Source organism: Leptothoe sp. EHU-05/26/07-4 (genome assembly GCF_043421015.1).
GTDB classification, from domain to species: Bacteria; Cyanobacteriota; Cyanobacteriia; order Phormidesmidales; family Phormidesmidaceae; genus Leptothoe; species Leptothoe turfae.
In genome coordinates, this window is sequence record NZ_JAXSQV010000008.1 from 122,449 (window position 1) to 139,161 (window position 16,713).

10 protein-coding genes are annotated in these 16,713 nt (G+C 48.4%); 2 read left to right on the forward strand and 8 right to left on the reverse strand.

Annotation, left to right across the window (positions count from 1 at the left end):
* The first annotated feature begins 69 nt into the window (after window positions 1–69).
* A complete protein-coding gene (locus U2F10_RS33965) occupies window positions 70–4,089 on the forward strand; it encodes a CHAT domain-containing protein (protein WP_499874625.1) in 4,020 nt (1,339 codons plus the stop codon).
* 71 nt (window positions 4,090–4,160) lie between these two features.
* On the opposite strand, the gene U2F10_RS33970 is transcribed toward U2F10_RS33965, so the two are convergent.
* From U2F10_RS33970 to U2F10_RS33985, 4 genes are all read right to left on the reverse strand, one after another.
* A complete protein-coding gene (locus tag U2F10_RS33970) occupies window positions 4,161–4,724 on the reverse strand; it encodes a Uma2 family endonuclease (protein WP_499874627.1) in 564 nt (187 codons plus the stop codon).
* Window positions 4,725–4,865: 141 nt separating this feature from the next.
* Window positions 4,866–5,996 carry a DUF1822 family protein gene (locus tag U2F10_RS33975; RefSeq protein ID WP_499874628.1) on the reverse strand — a complete coding sequence of 377 codons (1,131 nt, stop codon included), beginning with the start codon at window positions 5,994–5,996 and terminating at the stop codon, window positions 4,866–4,868.
* A gap of 39 nt (window positions 5,997–6,035) precedes the next feature.
* Window positions 6,036–7,382: a hypothetical protein gene (locus U2F10_RS33980; RefSeq protein ID WP_499874629.1), complete on the reverse strand. Its 1,347-nt coding sequence runs from the start codon at window positions 7,380–7,382 to the stop codon at window positions 6,036–6,038.
* A gap of 329 nt (window positions 7,383–7,711) precedes the next feature.
* A complete protein-coding gene (locus tag U2F10_RS33985) occupies window positions 7,712–8,608 on the reverse strand; it encodes a tetratricopeptide repeat protein (RefSeq protein WP_499874630.1) in 897 nt (298 codons plus the stop codon).
* Window positions 8,609–8,923: 315 nt separating this feature from the next.
* Between U2F10_RS33985 and U2F10_RS33990 the strand changes: the two genes are divergently transcribed.
* Window positions 8,924–11,599, forward strand: coding sequence for a CHAT domain-containing protein (locus U2F10_RS33990; protein WP_499874632.1), 2,676 nt, complete (start codon window positions 8,924–8,926; stop codon window positions 11,597–11,599).
* 78 nt (window positions 11,600–11,677) lie between these two features.
* On the opposite strand, the gene U2F10_RS33995 is transcribed toward U2F10_RS33990, so the two are convergent.
* From U2F10_RS33995 to U2F10_RS34010, 4 genes are all read right to left on the reverse strand, one after another.
* On the reverse strand, window positions 11,678–12,418 hold the full coding sequence (locus U2F10_RS33995) for a hypothetical protein (RefSeq protein WP_250565130.1): 741 nt from the start codon (window positions 12,416–12,418) through the stop codon (window positions 11,678–11,680).
* Window positions 12,419–12,471: 53 nt separating this feature from the next.
* Complete coding sequence (locus U2F10_RS34000; RefSeq protein ID WP_499057937.1) at window positions 12,472–13,269, reverse strand: hypothetical protein; 798 nt, start codon at window positions 13,267–13,269, stop codon at window positions 12,472–12,474.
* Window positions 13,270–13,490: 221 nt separating this feature from the next.
* A complete protein-coding gene (locus U2F10_RS34005; RefSeq protein ID WP_499874633.1) occupies window positions 13,491–15,773 on the reverse strand; it encodes a caspase family protein in 2,283 nt (760 codons plus the stop codon).
* Between the two features lie 155 nt (window positions 15,774–15,928).
* Window positions 15,929–16,384: a GNAT family N-acetyltransferase gene (locus U2F10_RS34010; protein ID WP_163669167.1), complete on the reverse strand. Its 456-nt coding sequence runs from the start codon at window positions 16,382–16,384 to the stop codon at window positions 15,929–15,931.
* Window positions 16,385–16,713 lie beyond the last annotated feature (329 nt).

Consider the following 16,713-nt stretch of genomic DNA (forward strand, 5'->3'; position numbering starts at 1 on the left):
ATAGTGAGAATAGATAGGCACTGCCACCGGTGTTGTTCAACAAGCACTTTAAAGTTAGCTCCTAAAGCGATGATCAAACTGTTTGGCCTTTCATTGACTCTAGTGTTGTCGGCATTGATGACAGAGATAGGGAAGGCTGCCCAAACAACGAGTGAGCCCGCGATTCTGTCAATGGATAGGATAGACAAAAGACAACTGCCAGTAAAAAGGTCATCTTTTTGGAACACTGGTGGCAATCTAGGCACCGTCTATAGGGAGCATCTCCAGGAGACTTATTGGTTAAACGCAACTGTTGGCACCAAGCAAGAGGCTAGAAAAACAGAAGCAGACCAGCTATTCAATGAGTCATTAAGACTATGGAAAATCAGTCGCTGGCAAGAGGCGCTTGAGAAATTAAAACAAGCCCTGATAGTGTACCAAGAAATTGGCGATCGCCAAGGAGAAGGGAGAGCACTGACAGGAATTGGTGCAATTGCTAATAACTTAGGCCAGTATCCCCAAGCATTGGACTACTTGGAGCAGGCCCTTGTCATCATCCGTGAGACCAGCGACCGTGCGAGCGAAGGGGGAACGCTCAACAATATTGGCTTCACTTACGATAACTTAGGCCAGTATCCCCAAGCATTGGACTATTATGAACAGGCCCTCGTCATCTTACGCGAGATCGACGACCGTGCGGGCGAAGGGGGGACGCTCAACAATATTGGTGGTGTTTACCGTAGCCTAGGCCAGTATCCCCAAGCATTGGACTATTATGAACAGGCCCTCGTCATCTTACGCGAGATCGACGACCGTGCGGGCGAAGGGGGGGCGCTCAGAAATATTGGTAGTATTTATCATAACCTAGGCCAGTATCCCCAAGCATTGACTTACTATGAACAAGCCCTCGTCATCCAACGCGAGATCGGAGACCGAGCAGGCAAAGGTACGACGCTCAACAATATCGGTCTCACTTACGACAACCTAGGCCAGTATTCCCAAGCGTTGGACTATTATGAACAGGCCCTGGCAATCGTACGCGAGATTGGAAGCCGGGCAGGCGAAGGTATAACACTCAACAATATCGGCCTCACTTATAACAAGCTAGGCCAGTATCCTCAAGCATTGGACTACTATGAACAGGCCCTGGTGATTCTACACGAGATTAGGGATCGAGCAGGCGAAGGGGGGACGCTCAGCAATATTGGTGGCGTTTACAACAACCTAGGCCAGTATCCCCAAGCACTGGACTACCACGAACAAGCTCTGGTAATCCAACGCGAGATTGGGAACCGGGCAGGCGAAGGCGCGACGCTCAGAAGTATTGGTGTTGTTTACCAGAGTCTAGGCCAGTATCCCCAAGCACTGGACTACTATGAGCAGGCTCTGGTGATCAGTTACGAGATTGGGGACCGAGCAGGCGAAGGCGCGACGCTCAACAATATTGGTGGTGTTTACCGTAGCCTAGGCCAGTATCCCCAAGCGCTGGACTACCATAAACAGGCCCTGGTAATCTTACGAGAGATTGGGGACCAGGCAGGCGAAGGCAGAACGCTCAGCAATATTGGTGGTGTTTACCGTAGCCTAGGCCAGTATCCCCAAGCGCTGGACTACCATGAACAGGCCCTGGTAATCTTACGAGAGATTGGAGACCAAGCAGGCGAAGGCAGAACGCTCAACAATATTGGTGGTGTTTACCGTAGCCTAGGCCAGTATCCCCAAGCGCTGGACTACCATAAACAGGCCCTGGTAATCCAACGCGAGATTGGAGACCAAGCAGGTGAAGGCGCGACACTCAACAGTATTGGTGGCGTTTACATCAACCTAGGTCAGTATCCCCAGGCGTTAGACTACTTTGAGCAGGCCCTGGTGGTTAAACGCGAGATTGGGGATCAAGCAGGCGAAGGCACAACACTCAACAATATTGGTGGTATTTACGACAACTTAGGTCAGTATTCCCAAGCGTTAGACTACTTTGAGCAAGCCCTGGTAATTCTACGCGAGATTGGGGACCGCGCAGGGGAAAGCTTGACGCTGAACAATATTGGTGGTGTTTACAACAACCTAGACCAGTACTCCCAGGCGTTAGACTACTTTGAGCAGTCTCTGATGAGACTACACGAGATTGGGGACCGGGCAGGCGAAGGCACAACACTCAACAATATTGGTGGTGTTTACATCAACCTAGGTCAGTATCCCCAAGCGTTAGACTACCTTGAGCAGGCCCTGGTAATCCGGCGTGAGATTGGGGACCGGGCAGGCGAAGGCACAACACTCAACAATATTGGTGGTATTTACTACAACTTAGATCAGTATCCCCAAGCGTTAGACTACCTTGAGCAGGCCCTGGTAATCCAACGTGAGATTGGGGACCGCGCAGGCGAAGGCATAACACTCAACAATATTGGCAGACTGCTGGAGGCGACTAAGGAAGCTGAGTTAGCAATTATTTTTCTTAAACAGTCAGTCAATATCTATGAAAATATTCGTGATGATCACCAAACATTAACCCAGGAACAACAGCAGTCTTATACAGATACGATTGCCCATACCTACCGAAGACTTGCGGATCTCCTTCTTCAAGAAAATCGCGTTCTAGAAGCCCAAGCTGTGCTTGATCTTCTGCGAACACAAGAGCTAGAAGACTATTTTCAGGATGTGCGTAGTCATGATGATGCCCCTAGAGATGTTGACTATTGGCAACCAGAAGAAGAGATCCTTACCCTTTATAAAGAGGTTCTTCTGGCCAAAGAGGACTTAGCTCGACTCAAAGCCAAAGCAGATACTGAGGGCTATGACTCATTAACTCCCAACGAATTGGAACTGTTTGATCAACTTAGCGCCCGTGAAGGCGAGCTGTTGGAGAACTTCACTGAGTTTCTAGAATATCCAGCCGTTAAAGACGCCATCGCCCTGCTACGCACCTCAATAGAAGGCCAAAACATTGAACTGGCTAGCCTACTCTCCCTCCAAAACAACATTGCCAACCTGCCCAATGCCGTCCTACTGTATCCACTCATCCTAGAAGACCGCCTAGAACTCATCCTGGTTCCCCCAGATGCCCCACCCATCCATCGTCCGGTGGAAGTCAACGCTAAGGATATCAATGATGCCATCCTCAATTACCGTACCCTGCTCCGTAGCCCCCATGGTTCCACCCAACAGGCAAAAGCAGCTGCGCAAAAACTCTACAACTGGCTAATTAAAGATATCGAAGAAGACCTGGCCCTACTCGATAATGGCACCAGCACCCAAACCATTGTCTATTCTCCAGATGGAGCCCTGCGCTATATTCCCCTCGTCGCCCTGCACGATGGCAACCAATGGCTTGCCGAGCGATTCTCAGTCACCCACATTACCACCGATTCCATTAGTGACTTTGACACCCCACCCCAGACTGAGCACACTATTCTGGCTGCTGCCTGTGCCGACTGTAGTTTTAGCCCCACTGTTGGCGGTGAGCAATACACCTTTAGCGACCTTTCGTTTACCCGCACCGAGGTCAACAACCTGGCAGCCCAAATACCCAACACCGATGTTCTCCTCGATGCTGACTTTAGCAAAACCGACACCAAACGCCGCATTGAATTAGTTGGCTACAATATTATTCACCTGGCCACCCACGGTGCCTTTGTCTCCAGCAGTCCCGATGAGTCGTTTATTCTCTTTGGCGATGGCAATGTGGCCACGCTACGAGAGATGCGCAGTTGGCCCCTACGCAACGCGGATCTGGTGGTACTGAGTGCCTGTGAGACAGGACTGGGCGGACAGGATTTAGACAGTGGGATTGAGGTATTGGGGCTGGGCTACCAGATTCAGCGAGCCGGGGCAAAAGCAGCAATGGCATCGCTATGGCGCGTAGACGATGGCGGCACCCAGGCCCTGATGAATGCCTTTTACCTGGCCCTCAGTGAAGGATTACCTAAAGCCGAAGCGCTGCGACGGGCACAGTTAGCCCTGATAAAAGATGATCTCTCGGTAATTTCAGGAGAATCCAGAGCGGCAATTAATATTGTCGATTTCGACACAGGGGAACCGATTAGTCTGAATGCAAGTTCAGACCATCCCTATTATTGGGCACCGTTTATTTTGATCGGCAATGGTTTGTAGATAGTGCATGGATTTGGAGCTGCACCAGTTTGGCTCCACCTAAACAGACGACTTCAAACATTGACAATCTGCTATCCAAAAAAGACTTCAACCTGACAGGTAAAGCCTGGCAAAATAGGCGATTTCAAACTATCTTGCGAAAATAGTGTATTCATGAGTTTCAACAAACCATCTTCTCTCCGATACACTTCCAACTGCTGAGCGCGCCAATCTAAAATCCAATATTCTTGAACACCGCGTTCACTGTAGAGCTTCACCTTGGTTTCTCGATCTCGCTCTTGATTTTGTTTGCCAGCTGATAACACTTCAACCATAAGTTCTGGTGCAATGGTCAAATGGCCTTCATCATCTAACCCTACCGATAGACGCTCATAGCTAATCCATACGACATCTGGAATTACATTATCTGCATCCTCAAAAATGACACCGGGTGTGGGTACAGCTTCACCAAGATTACTAGTATCCGACCAAGTGTTGAGGACCCTGACTACATTGCTAATGACCTTTTGATGTTTCCAGTGAGGCGCGCGGGTCATAAGCAAGCGTCCATCAATTATTTCATAGCGGTTGCTACTATCTGGTAATCGCTTTAAGTCTTCGGTAGTCCAACGAACTCGATTAATAGATTGAGTCATGGCAGGCACTAGGCTAGGGAGCCGATGGTTCTAGCCCCATGATACTAAAGTGCTTACTTAAACGGTAAATTGTGGGTATTGGGAGTGCGATCGCACTTAAGTGAAATTACCTCTCCGTTAGCTGAGCCTGCTTCTAGGCCTTCAAACAAAACCAAACGGAGGTAGCGTTAATGTTTCACCATCCGATGAACTAATATCCACAGTAAACAGCTCATCTAAATTACCAATTGCCTGGATATATAAAAACGTAGTCATCGCCCCCGGCTGCACCTTACTAGTAGACATGACCGATGTTTGATCGCTTACCTGAAGCTCTGTGCCAATGGGTAATGGCTCATTGGCATCTGCACCAAATAACACAAATAGACTACTCCATTCATTTGTTTCTGCCAGTTCCCAGATGAACGTATAAAAGTAACAAATGACATTACCCACTCTGACAGACTGACAAGCTCCAACTGCGTCAGTGGGCACACCCACACTTCGGTCCTGCAACTCCCTAAGAATGTCTGATATTTTACCTAGAGGATCTTCAGCATCTCTAAAGTCCCTGAGCTCATAGCCACATTCTAAAGACGGGATAAACTGCCACGCTAGCTGTTCGGCCACAGTATCTAACTGCCCCTGTAGCCATTTCCCCGTATTGATAACCGTAGTCACAGTCTCATGCAGCTGAGTAGTAATTTTCTCTTTTACGCTAGATGTGACCGTGTCAGGTTTGATAATAGCCTCTGGCTTTAAACAGCTGAGATACCACAACAGTTTTTCAGGAGGCACTGTAAACTCGCTTACCGGCACCCCATACTCCTCAGCCTCGCACTGTCGCTCAACATAAGCCTCTAGCTGATGAGACAGTAACGCTGTCCTCACGCGCACCTGCGCCACTTCTTCGTGCACCTCTACTAACACATACAAATGGGCTGTGTGCTTCTCACTCAAGGCACTGGCTGGAATCACCACCTGATCATCCTTAAGCGTGCCCATGGGTAAAATATATAGCCGAAAATCTCCCACCTGAATAGTCGCATCTGTACCCGGCGCGACAGTCTGTGAATAGCTAATTGGTAGCCCACTATTCCCTTGATTTAGCCATTGTTCAAAGCCTGTAATGGCCAGGGCCCTTAAAAAGCTATGCCATTGTTCATCTGCATCTGCAATATCACGACAAACACGCTGAGCCCATTGAGTAGACGTATTAGTTAGCATAATCGTTTCTGTTGCTACAGGGTGAAAACCTTTGAAAGGATCTGGGTTTGAAGGTTGAATACTCATGGCTTATCATCGGGCTGCAATGGTAGGAATGTGTAAATCTTAGGAAGGCAAATCAGGGGGCAGTGGTAGTGTGTCAACAACTGCGCAGAGTTGTCGGGCAAATACACTATTGGCTGTGCGATTTTTCGGTATCTGTGCTTCCGAGGCCGCTTCTGCCATCACCGCATCCGCCTCTTCGTTTAGGATTTGCTCTAGCTTGTCAGCAATGTTATCTAACTGATCAGGCGAAAGATGTTTTAGGGCGTTTTTTTGTACACGTTCCTTAAGTTGGTTAAGCCAATAAATACAGACTTCAGTGCGAAATTTTTTAAGATTCAGTAGCCGTGTGACCTTAACCTGACTGTTTAACCCCAGTGTTTTGGCAATCTCTCCCATGGGCCGTCCCTCGCAGTGAAACAGCTCCAATGCTTGACGATATACTCTGCCCTGGGGGGGTCTACGCTTTTGGTAATGGACCGTGTAGGCCGTCACCGTTACTTTAATGGCCTCGCCTAGAGTATTGAGAAAATCTTGACGATAGTTCTTGGCAAATTCATCTTGGATCTCCTGAAAATCATCAGAGACTGGGACCGCTGGTTCGGTGTATTCATTGGCATCAAGAGATTGGCTAGGTAGGCTGCCTCCCCGTGCAGCAACACGGGACTGGCGTAGCTGTTCTGCCAGGTCATGAAGCTGTGATAGAACGACATTTGGCGGTTGGCTAAGATCTATCCGCTGCAACTGTTCATCGGTAGGAGCGCTACATCGTTGCCCACGGCTAGTTCTCTGGGTAATGCGGTCCCTCCGATACACCCGATGGTAAGCTCCTAGCAACTGGGCAGCGATGTCTAACTCTGATGGACTCAGATGCGGTAAAAACCGAGGCAATTGGGTCGCCTTTGTATCATTCAGAATCGCCCAGGGGGTGGCTCGGTACAGTCCCTGACTAAGCAAAAAGTTATTTAATTCACGGTGATTTTTGGTGAGGCGACTGGCCCAGGTACTAAGGGCCCCCCGGTTTGGATCATAGCTAGCCAAGATCTTCATCGTAAACGATTGGTATGTGGCGGGCACTTTACCATCGTCATCTAACACCAACGGCCACAGGTCAGTTGCTTGAAAGCCATAGGTTGCACCAAAACTACGGGCTAGCTGGATGCAGATGTAAACAATTTGGTGAGATAACCAGCAGCGCAGACATAGCTGCGCCATGGACGCTTCATTAGGATGCGCCTGGCAAATGCGCCATAGCGTATCCTGACAAATGCGATCTGATAGCTCCTCAGCCGCGATTTCATCTTCAAAGCGAGCTTTGAACCATTGCTGAGCTTGGGGACAGTCTCGGTGTTCCAGCTGCCCTGCGGCGGTGAGGGTTGTTATTTGCCAATAGCGAAAGGGAGGTTCCATAGTGCTTGGATACGGACAGTGCCCTGGGGTTAGTCTAGATTGATTTTGGCCATGGTCAGAGAAATCTAAGGATTACCTGCAAAATTTCGATTTCGAGGCATTATAGAGATAGAGCATCGTTCTCATAGGTGGGGGTTCGTTAACCTGTCGCCGTTGGGTATCGCTGGGTTAAGCAGACTTATTCACTCAGCTGGAATATTAACTGCAGCTGGAACTTTAAGCCAGAACTCGGCGAGGCAGGGCATCAGGTGTCAGTGAGATTCTGGATAAAGAGAAGCACTGTTCAACAACACGTCCCAAAAGACTTGCTTCAATGTTTTAATCCCCAACTATTGCTGTGCTAATTCTCTCCACTGATTTCGTAACTCCTGCGCCCGGGTATTTTGCGGATTAATCACCAGTACCTGATCCATCGCCTCAACGGCCTGTCCGTAACGTCCTAAATCTGCCAGGGCCAGCGCCTTGTTATACCAGGGACCCTCCGCCTGTGGATTGAGGGCAATTGCCTGATCATAAGAAGCAATCGCCTCTTCATACCGCTTGAGCCCGGCCAAGCTATTTCCCCGATAGAACCAGATGCGGGCATTATTTGCTGCCAATGCCACTGCCCGATCCAGGGCTGTCAATGCCTCACCTGGTCGCTCTAGCTTGAGCAATAAACGACCTACCCATAACCATGCCCCGGTCAGGTCTGGTTTGAGTTCAGTGGCCTGCTGAAAGTCCGCCAGCGCATCCCCATATTGCTCAGCGTTATTCAACGCAATGCCCCGATGGTAATACGCCCACGCATAGTTTGGATCTATCGTAAGCGCCTGCTGATAAGCGGCTAGCGCCTCTTGCAGGCGATCTGTTTCATCCAGCGCATTGCCTAACCAGACCCATGCGTAGGTTAAATTAGGGTTGAGTGCCGTTACCTGCCGATAGGCTGTTCCTGCCTCTGCATAACGTCGCAGACCGTAGAGGGCTTCTCCCTTACCCAACCAACCTTGAAATTGATTAGGTTCCATCGCAATTGCTGTCTCAAATGAGGTCAGTGCGGCTTCGTAGCTACGCGATTTTAGTTGTTCTAGCCCTGTGTCGATTAAATCACTGTAGGACTGTCCCTGAGATAGCTGGATTGTCTCTTGGGGATAGATGTCAATGTGAGGTTCAATGGCTGCCAGTGCTGTAGTAGACAACAAGATGGGAAGAACAGTACCTAAACCAATGGCAGATAAAAGTTTCATGGTGATGACTCCGAATAAATGATTAGTATTGTTGATCCTCAATGGGGCTCAACTCTTGAAACGTGAGTGTTTTTGAGGCTGATTCGCCATTAATGCTTGCTAAACTGGGTGTTTCTTGGCGGTGTGCACTTATTCATGGTTTATGTGGCACATGGAGAAACGGAAAGCTGAAATTTTGTAGAGAACCTATTGAGCTTCTCCCGTCGGCATCAATGCAGCCCAGTTCTTCACTCCAGGTAGTATGACAGCAGCCTGGTTAACCTTTTTGGACCTTCTTCTGAGCGTATAGTTTAAGAAAATATAATTGCTGTAGTTATGGTCACCCATGCATTGGCATTGATTGCCTTAACGTTCTTGACATCGCTGAACCGTTTGCCGTCGCAAGTAATCTTTGCCGATAGCCATCAGTCACCAGCCTCGGTTGAGGTGACAGCTGAGGCTAACCGTTTACGGGATCGTGGTGTTGCGTCGTTTCAAGCAGAGCAATGGCAAGCGGCTATCGATGACTGGAAGCAGGCTTTAGGGCTGTATCAAGCCATGGATAACCAGGGGAGTGCATCTAAGTTATTGATTAATATTGGGCTCGCCTATCGTAAACAAAATAATTACTCTGAAGCTCTGCGCTACTTTGAACAAGGCCTCAGTGTCAACCGAGAACTGAATAATCAGGATGGAGAGACAGCGGCATTGACCCACATGGGTGTGGTTTATGATCTGCTGAGTCAGTATAGTCTGGCGTTACAGTTTCACCGACAAAGTTTGGAGCTTGCCCGACGTATTGATAGCCCCATCCGAGAGTTTAGGGCGTTGGGAAATTTAGGGATAGTTTATAAAAAACTCGGTGACTATGGGGCTGCCCTTGATGCCTATGAACAGAGTCTGTTGCTGGTACGTGATGCGGATGACCCGGTAAATGAAGCGCGAGTGTTAAACAATATTGGTCAGGTGCATCGCTATCTGAAGAATTACGACAGTGCCTTGCAGGCCTTTGCACAAAGCTTGAGCTTAAAACGCCAGCTTGGCGACCCACAGGGTGAAGCCACGACCCTGGGCAACATAGGGATTGTTTACGCTTTACAGGAAAACTATTCGCAAGCCCTGGAATATTATCAGCAAAGCCTTGAATTATCTCAAACATCTAGGTTTGCTGTTGGCAAACTCAGGGTCCTCAATAATTTGGGCGAACTTTATCAGTTGATGGGAGATTACGACACAGCATTACTTTATTATCAGCGTAGTCTTGCGATCGCAACCCAACTCAATCTCCGTCCAGCCCAGGGGACGATCCTCAGTAATCTTGGTTTACTCTACCGGGCTAATCAACAACCCAGTGTCGCAATTCTCTTTCTGAAACAAGCCATTAATCAATACGAAGCGATCCGCGCCGATAATCAGTCGCTGGCAGTGGACCTGCAAACCTCCTATGTCGATACGATTGCCGATACCTACCGGCAGTTAGCGGACCTACTTTTACAGCAAAATCGAGTGCTTGAAGCTCAACGCATCTTGGATTTGCTGAAGGTGCAAGAGGTGCAAGACTATTTTAACAATGTGCGAGGCAATGCCCGTACGGCCAGTGGCATTGAATTTTATCAAGCTGAGCAAGAGATTTTAGATCAATATGAGCGGTTGCAAACATCCGCCATTGAAATTGGTCAGGAGATTAGCCAATTAGAGGAAGCAACCATTCAAGGGACATTAACCCCAGCGGAGCAACCGCGACTTGATCAACTGCTTGAGGTCCAGGATCAGCTATTCCTTCAGTTCAATGAATTCACGCGCAGTGATGATATACAAGGAAGTCTACAGCAAATGGCTACAGACGAAAGCAGCTTCTCGATTCAAGAAATTAGCAGCCTTGGAGATAATCTAGAACAGCTTAATGCTGTTTTGATCTATCCACTGGTCCTAGAGGACCGCATTGAGTTGATTATTACCACTGCAAATGCTCCACCATTACGGCGAACAGTGAAGCATGTCAGCCGGGCTGAGCTCAATAGTGCGATCGCAACATTTCGATCTGTTCTACAACAACCCACACAAGATGCCAAAGGGTCTGCATATCAACTATATCGTTGGCTGATTGAACCTTTGGAAGAAGACTTATCCAGGGCAAATGCAAAAACGATTCTTTACGCACCAGACGGCCCCTTACGCTATGTTCCCCTGGCGGCACTCTACGATTCAGCGAATGCCAGCGACGGCCAATGGTTAGCAGAGCGCTTTCAAATCAACAACATTACAGCCACATCCCTACAAAACCTCAATACACAGCCATTAACCGCGCCTCGTATCCTGGCAGCGGCCTTTGCAGATGAAACAGTGACCCACACCGTCAATGTCGGAAACCAGACCCTTAAGTTTTCGGGCTTACCCTTTGCTGGCATAGAAGTGTCCATTCTTGCTCGTACCCTATCCAATATTCAAACCTACATTGACAATGACTTTAGTCTGGCGTCACTGCGGTCCAGGCTAAATACCTTCAATATTCTGCATTTTGCTACTCACGCCTCACTTGTCCCCAAAGATGCAGGGGAGTCATTTATTTTGTTTGGCAACGGCGATCGTCCCACTATTCGAGATATTGAAACCTGGCGACTGACCAGGGTTGATTTAGTGGTGCTGAGTGCCTGTGAGACGGGTCTGGGTGGGTTTGACAATAACGGTGAGCAGGTGCTGGGATTAGGCTATCAGTTTCAACGACAGGGAGCACGTGCTGTAGTTGCCTCTCTTTGGCAAGTAGACGATGGCGGCACCCAGACATTGATGAATGCCTTTTATCTTGCCATTAATGCAGGCTACTCAAAAACCGAAGCCCTACAAAAGGCTCAGCTAGCACTTATTAACAACGATCTGTCTAGCATCACAGGAGAACCGAGAGCCGCTATTAATATACTGGATACCGTTACTGGTAACCCTATCAGGTTACAGGCTAGCCCAGACCATCCCTACTACTGGGCTCCCTTTATTTTGATTGGTAACGGTCTTTAAGCAGTATCTAGGGCAGATGAGTGATGGGTCGATGAGTGGATGATTAGTTAATGGCAAGTGTCTATGCGCACTTCTCCTCTAGGAAAAATCCACTCGTATATTTAAATTCGCTTTTACCCGACGGCCACCATCGATAATAAAGAGAATTTCAGCAAACCCACCAGGGCCTGGCTCTTTGACTGTATATAAACGCGTAACTGAGCCAAACCGAGTTTCATAGCTGGTAATACTACTAGGTCCTAAATATTCACCAGTATTCGGATCTACATCACCGTCCCAGGTGCCCCAGTCTTCAAACCGATTACGAGTGGGTACTAGGGCACCATCTAACTCCAGCGCATCTAAATGTTCGTCGCCGCCCAGCACCTGCATACCGCGATCAACTCCAGCCGTCGTGGATCCCGTAAAGGCAATGGGGCTCACAAAATTATTCACAACTTGGATTGTGCCAAAGCCAGGATTAGGCCCTAGACGTTCATTGCGCTGTCTACCCCAAAGCGGGTTATCCACGTTACCTAAACGTTTAGAGAAAGGAGTTGCGCTATCTGTATAGCTGCGATTCGTAAACTCTTGCTGAACAGATTGTACAACCTCTGCAACAACCGAATTGGTCTCTGGGGGGAGGTTGGCCGTTTCTCCTTGGGCAATATTAACCTCACGAAAGGTTCTAAACACAGCATCAGCCCGACCATCTTGACTTAGCCGATAGTTAAGAGAATAAGCATTGGCCGGTTTAGGAAAAAAGAAACTGGAAGTCTTGGCAAAGGAAAGACTTCCCAGGGTACTGGTTACAATAAATTTGCGTCGGTTGAAGCTCATAGAGATGGCTGGCACTTAGGACAATAGGTTGACGCCAAGGGAGACAACGACGTTTAGAAGAGATCAAAAATATCGTTTACCGTATCTACAGCATCTTCAACTCCATTGAGCACATCATTGGTTTGATCAATCACGCTGCTGGGGTTATTGGGGGGAGTATGTCCTTCAGGACGATTGCTGTCTGAGGCTGTGGGATTTGTTTGAGGCTCGCCCGTGTTGATGACGTATCCTCCTGGGGCTGGGCTGCCTGTGGAGGGACTACTATGGATGGTATTATTTGTAGCACCATACAGCTTGGCTTCTAGAAAGTGAAGATTACAGCTGCTGTTCTGGCCGCTAGAGCCTGCCCGATGACACACAATTTCGATAGCAAAGTCTTCACCATTGCCTAGGGACAACGGAGTATTAATCAAACTACCTGGAATAATATTGTCATAGGAATAGACAACATTACCACTTTGATAAACATTGACTGTAGCTAATGTCTCCTTAGCGACATCATCGTCAGGCACCCCCATCTGTAACGATAGTAAGGGAAATATGCGTGAGTCAGTCAAACAAGTAATCGCAGCCCTGTAGGTAGCACGAATCGACATGTAAAACTGTGACTCATAGGGGCGTCGGTTGACTGACACAATAGACGAGCCCGTCCGTAGCCGATCATACTGTGAGCGTGAACTAGTATGGGTACACTGTGCTCCGTCCAATAGGGGCATGTCCACATTAGAATCCTCTCGACCTCGGGGGTCAGGTCTAGATTGCCCTAGAACCGGTAGGCTCGACATTAACAGCCCTGTCAACGACAAGGAAAATAATACAGTGGCTTTTGCTTTTGAGGTCATATGAGACATGGCGAGCTAGTAGGGACATCCTGAATGATGTTTGTATCATCAAACGTATCTGCTGCTTGTATATTTACACTGAGAAATAGCACTTCATGTGTTAAAAATTTATCCTGGTTGGATAAACAGTAAAGCTTACTTAAAGGCAATGTACTAGATAACTTTTACGATTGCTGGATATCACGGATCAACGTTTTCTTACATCTTGTGGCAACAGTATCCTATCAACGCTATTCCACCACTTCAAAAACCGCAGAAAATGCTGCTAGTCGCTGGGTATCAGAACTCTGGCGACCGCGTACAAGTACGGTGCTGCGTGCATTACGGTTTAAGTCACCCAATAAACTATCCAAAATCTCTACGGGAGCATCATCCCCTTCGTTAGAACCACGGGTTTGACCTTCGCCAAAAACAAGTGGATTACCGGAGCGGATACCTCGTCCACGGGCAATTTCTCTAAGGCCCCTCAGCGCATCCCGCAACTGGTCGGTACTGGCCAGGACCAACAGCTCAAAATGGCCAGCCGGTCCACCCACTTCAAACTCGAAATTGCTGCCTGGACTGGGGGCAATGAGTCGCTGACCGGGTTGCACCAGCGTCGCGGTTTCCGCTGTATTCCAATCCACAGGATGTAGCACAACGAGCTGACCTTTGCTATCGATAATGAGAATACTAATATAGAGATTTCTAGACTCATTATTGGTGACAGCAATCTCTATGCGAGTTCCCACCTCAACTTTTTGGATGCCTGTGTCGACGGTCTGGGCAATCAAGCCTGCTTCTTGAGCGGCGCGGCTGCCCCGACTGAGCAAAGTACCCCCAGTCGCGACTGGGGTAACGTCCACTTCTACATTGACATCCGAGGTCTCTCCATTAGCAATCGACTTGAGAATCCGCCCTGCCAGCAGCATCTTCATACGAGGTCGTAAACGAGCAACAGCGTTGACAACCGACTCATCGACCCGGCCAAAGGATTCAGGAACGGGCGTTAAACCTTCTGTAAATAAGCCGATACTACCGACAGGCGAGACCATGGTGATGCCCTCAGTGGTGGCTCTAGTTTTGATACTATCTGTCAATCTACCCAGTAGATAGTCAATGGGTTGAGTTTGGTCCACATCAACCACCGTGATGCGGTTAACGGCAGCCAGCGTTTCTCTAGCAACAGCAGCGTCCTCCGCCAGGCTAGTATCTATACCCACTCGTAGGGAAAGATCTGCCGGAATCCCCCGCACCTGTTCTCTCATCAAGATGCCGCGATCGCGTCCGCTGCGACCCATTGTTTCCAGAGTCCCATAGCCTTCCAGGCCAGCCCGGCCTGTTTGGGTTACCGCACCGATCGGATTCCCCTCGGTATCGATCAGATTAAAAACGGCCCCTGTGGTAAAGGCTTCGATGCTCTGCGGAGAGACACCCCCTAGCCAAAACGTGATGTTGTTGCCGTCGATTTGTCGCACAACGGCCTCCGCCGCGGGGTGAGGAGCCTTAAGAAATAAAGGTGGCTGCTGTTCAAAATTGCTGTTGGGGGCAACCTCAAAGATGGGTTCTTGCTCTAGCCCTGCACTTTTAGCCACATCTTGGGTACTACGGGATAGGTTAACAAATACATTGTCGACCGATTGATCGCCCACCTGCTGCCATAAATAGCGCGTTAGTAGATAGCTAAACGCACCTGCATTAAAATCTCCAAAGGGCGCATCGGCGGCTAGCTGGTTAATGCGGGCTGATCCTAGGGCCATGCCTTTGGCAATGCCTGACTGGCGTAATTCTTGAAGTTTTTGTGACGATAGATTATTGAGCCCTTGCCACCTCTCTTGGTAAGCCAGTTCAGTATCCGAGGGTTCTATGTCACCACTCAACAATCGGTCGGTGACTGAACGAATGACTAGATTGCCCCTGGTGCCACCCCCAGCATGACAGCTATCTAAAATCAGGCTAACATTGTTGGTCTTGAGGGCATAGGTGAGCAAGAATAGAGTTTTGCCCATAATGTCATTGACCTGTTTATTATCGTGAGAAACACCAGCGCGTGCATCAATTGGAACAATAGTGCCATTGCGATTGTTAAAGCCTGGAATTCCATTTTCTTCTTTGACCAGCGCTCCATGGCCAGAGTAATGAAAGACAACAACATCGCCTTCGTTGGCCTGGTTGATCAGATGCTCTTCAAATGCAGTTAGTATATTTTCCCGCGTGGGTGGTGCGGCGACACGAGTGCTCAGGATGCCGTCAATCGGGTCGCTAATGATTTTTATGTCGTCGGGTTGAAAGCCAAAGCGATGGACCAGTAACTCGTACTGCATTTCGACATCTGTGAGGCATCCACGTAGACGACCTACCGATCTGGGATAATTATTGATCCCTACCAGCAGAGCCAGCTTGCGAGATGTGTCCTGAGCCAGTGCTTTGCCGTAGCGATCGCACTGTCGCAAAAAGTGTGTTTGACTAAGACCAATGGATGCCAGGGTAGATCCGGCAAGCTGTAGAAAATGACGGCGCTTAAACTGAGGCATGACAGGGGCTCTAACGTCTTATACATCGTCGCTATTTCTGGTGCCTTTGCGCTTATTCACTCAAATATTTTAAGAAATAGACAGAAAGTGCCTCATATTATGTAATTGTTTTTTCTGGCTATAAACAAGAAGATTATTCTACGGACTGATGCCCCTCAAGTCTCTTCACGTCTCAAAACAAGACCTACTGCGGCAAACTCTTCATTACCTACAAGCTGGCCTTCTATGCGTTTTATGACCTTAAAGCCTTCAGCAAGATACAGTTCCAGTGCAGGTGTATTGCCTTCAAGCAATTCAATTGCCATAGTTGGTGCTGAGTTTGCAACAGCATGTTGGACTAACGCACGACCCACACCTTTTCTATAAAATTTAGGATCAACGTAAAGCCAGGTAAGTTCTTCATTCGTATAGGCAACAAACCCTTGGATAACATTATCGACCTCTGCAACAAAGAGTTGACCATCAAAAAGGCCCTCCTCCTTGGCTGTTTGCCCAAGGGTCAGGAACGCATCCATACCAACAGTTAATGTCAGTTCATCGACACGTGATGCATCATGGATTTCGCACAGCCTGGACCAATCTGTAACTTCATAAGAACGTATGTTGATCATTATCGGTAATCGCCAGCAGCTATAGTTGCAACTACTGTTGATCGTGAGTGGGTCGTGTTGCAACTGCGGCGGGATGAGATACGGATGCCAGCGCGAAAAACATGCAACGGAATTTTATTTGCCACCTGATTGTTGATCTTAGTACCCACAGGGGTACTTTTCTTGCGCCTGTGAACCATCTCCACTGAGACCCGATGAAACTCCAGCACCAACGATGCACAACAGTCTTCTAACAAAAAATACTCATAACCCAAATCATTAGCCCTTTATTTTCCATTGGGCAATAGAATAAAGACATTGTCGATGCTGAGGATCAACCCACGACTAAC

What these genes read in the sequence shown, in the direction of transcription:
- U2F10_RS33975 (WP_499874628.1), bottom strand. Translation starts at nt 5,996, where the DNA reads ATGAGTATTCAACCTTCAAACCCAGATCCTTTCAAAGGTTTTCACCCT.
- U2F10_RS33965 (WP_499874625.1), top strand. Translation starts at nt 70, where the DNA reads ATGATCAAACTGTTTGGCCTTTCATTGACTCTAGTGTTGTCGGCATTG.
- U2F10_RS33995 (WP_250565130.1), bottom strand. Translation starts at nt 12,418, where the DNA reads ATGAGCTTCAACCGACGCAAATTTATTGTAACCAGTACCCTGGGAAGT.
- U2F10_RS33980 (WP_499874629.1), bottom strand. Translation starts at nt 7,382, where the DNA reads ATGGAACCTCCCTTTCGCTATTGGCAAATAACAACCCTCACCGCCGCA.
- U2F10_RS33970 (WP_499874627.1), bottom strand. Translation starts at nt 4,724, where the DNA reads ATGACTCAATCTATTAATCGAGTTCGTTGGACTACCGAAGACTTAAAG.
- U2F10_RS34000 (WP_499057937.1), bottom strand. Translation starts at nt 13,269, where the DNA reads ATGTCTCATATGACCTCAAAAGCAAAAGCCACTGTATTATTTTCCTTG.
- U2F10_RS33985 (WP_499874630.1), bottom strand. Translation starts at nt 8,608, where the DNA reads ATGAAACTTTTATCTGCCATTGGTTTAGGTACTGTTCTTCCCATCTTG.
- U2F10_RS33990 (WP_499874632.1), top strand. Translation starts at nt 8,924, where the DNA reads ATGGTCACCCATGCATTGGCATTGATTGCCTTAACGTTCTTGACATCG.
- U2F10_RS34005 (WP_499874633.1), bottom strand. Translation starts at nt 15,773, where the DNA reads ATGCCTCAGTTTAAGCGCCGTCATTTTCTACAGCTTGCCGGATCTACC.
- U2F10_RS34010 (WP_163669167.1), bottom strand. Translation starts at nt 16,384, where the DNA reads ATGATCAACATACGTTCTTATGAAGTTACAGATTGGTCCAGGCTGTGC.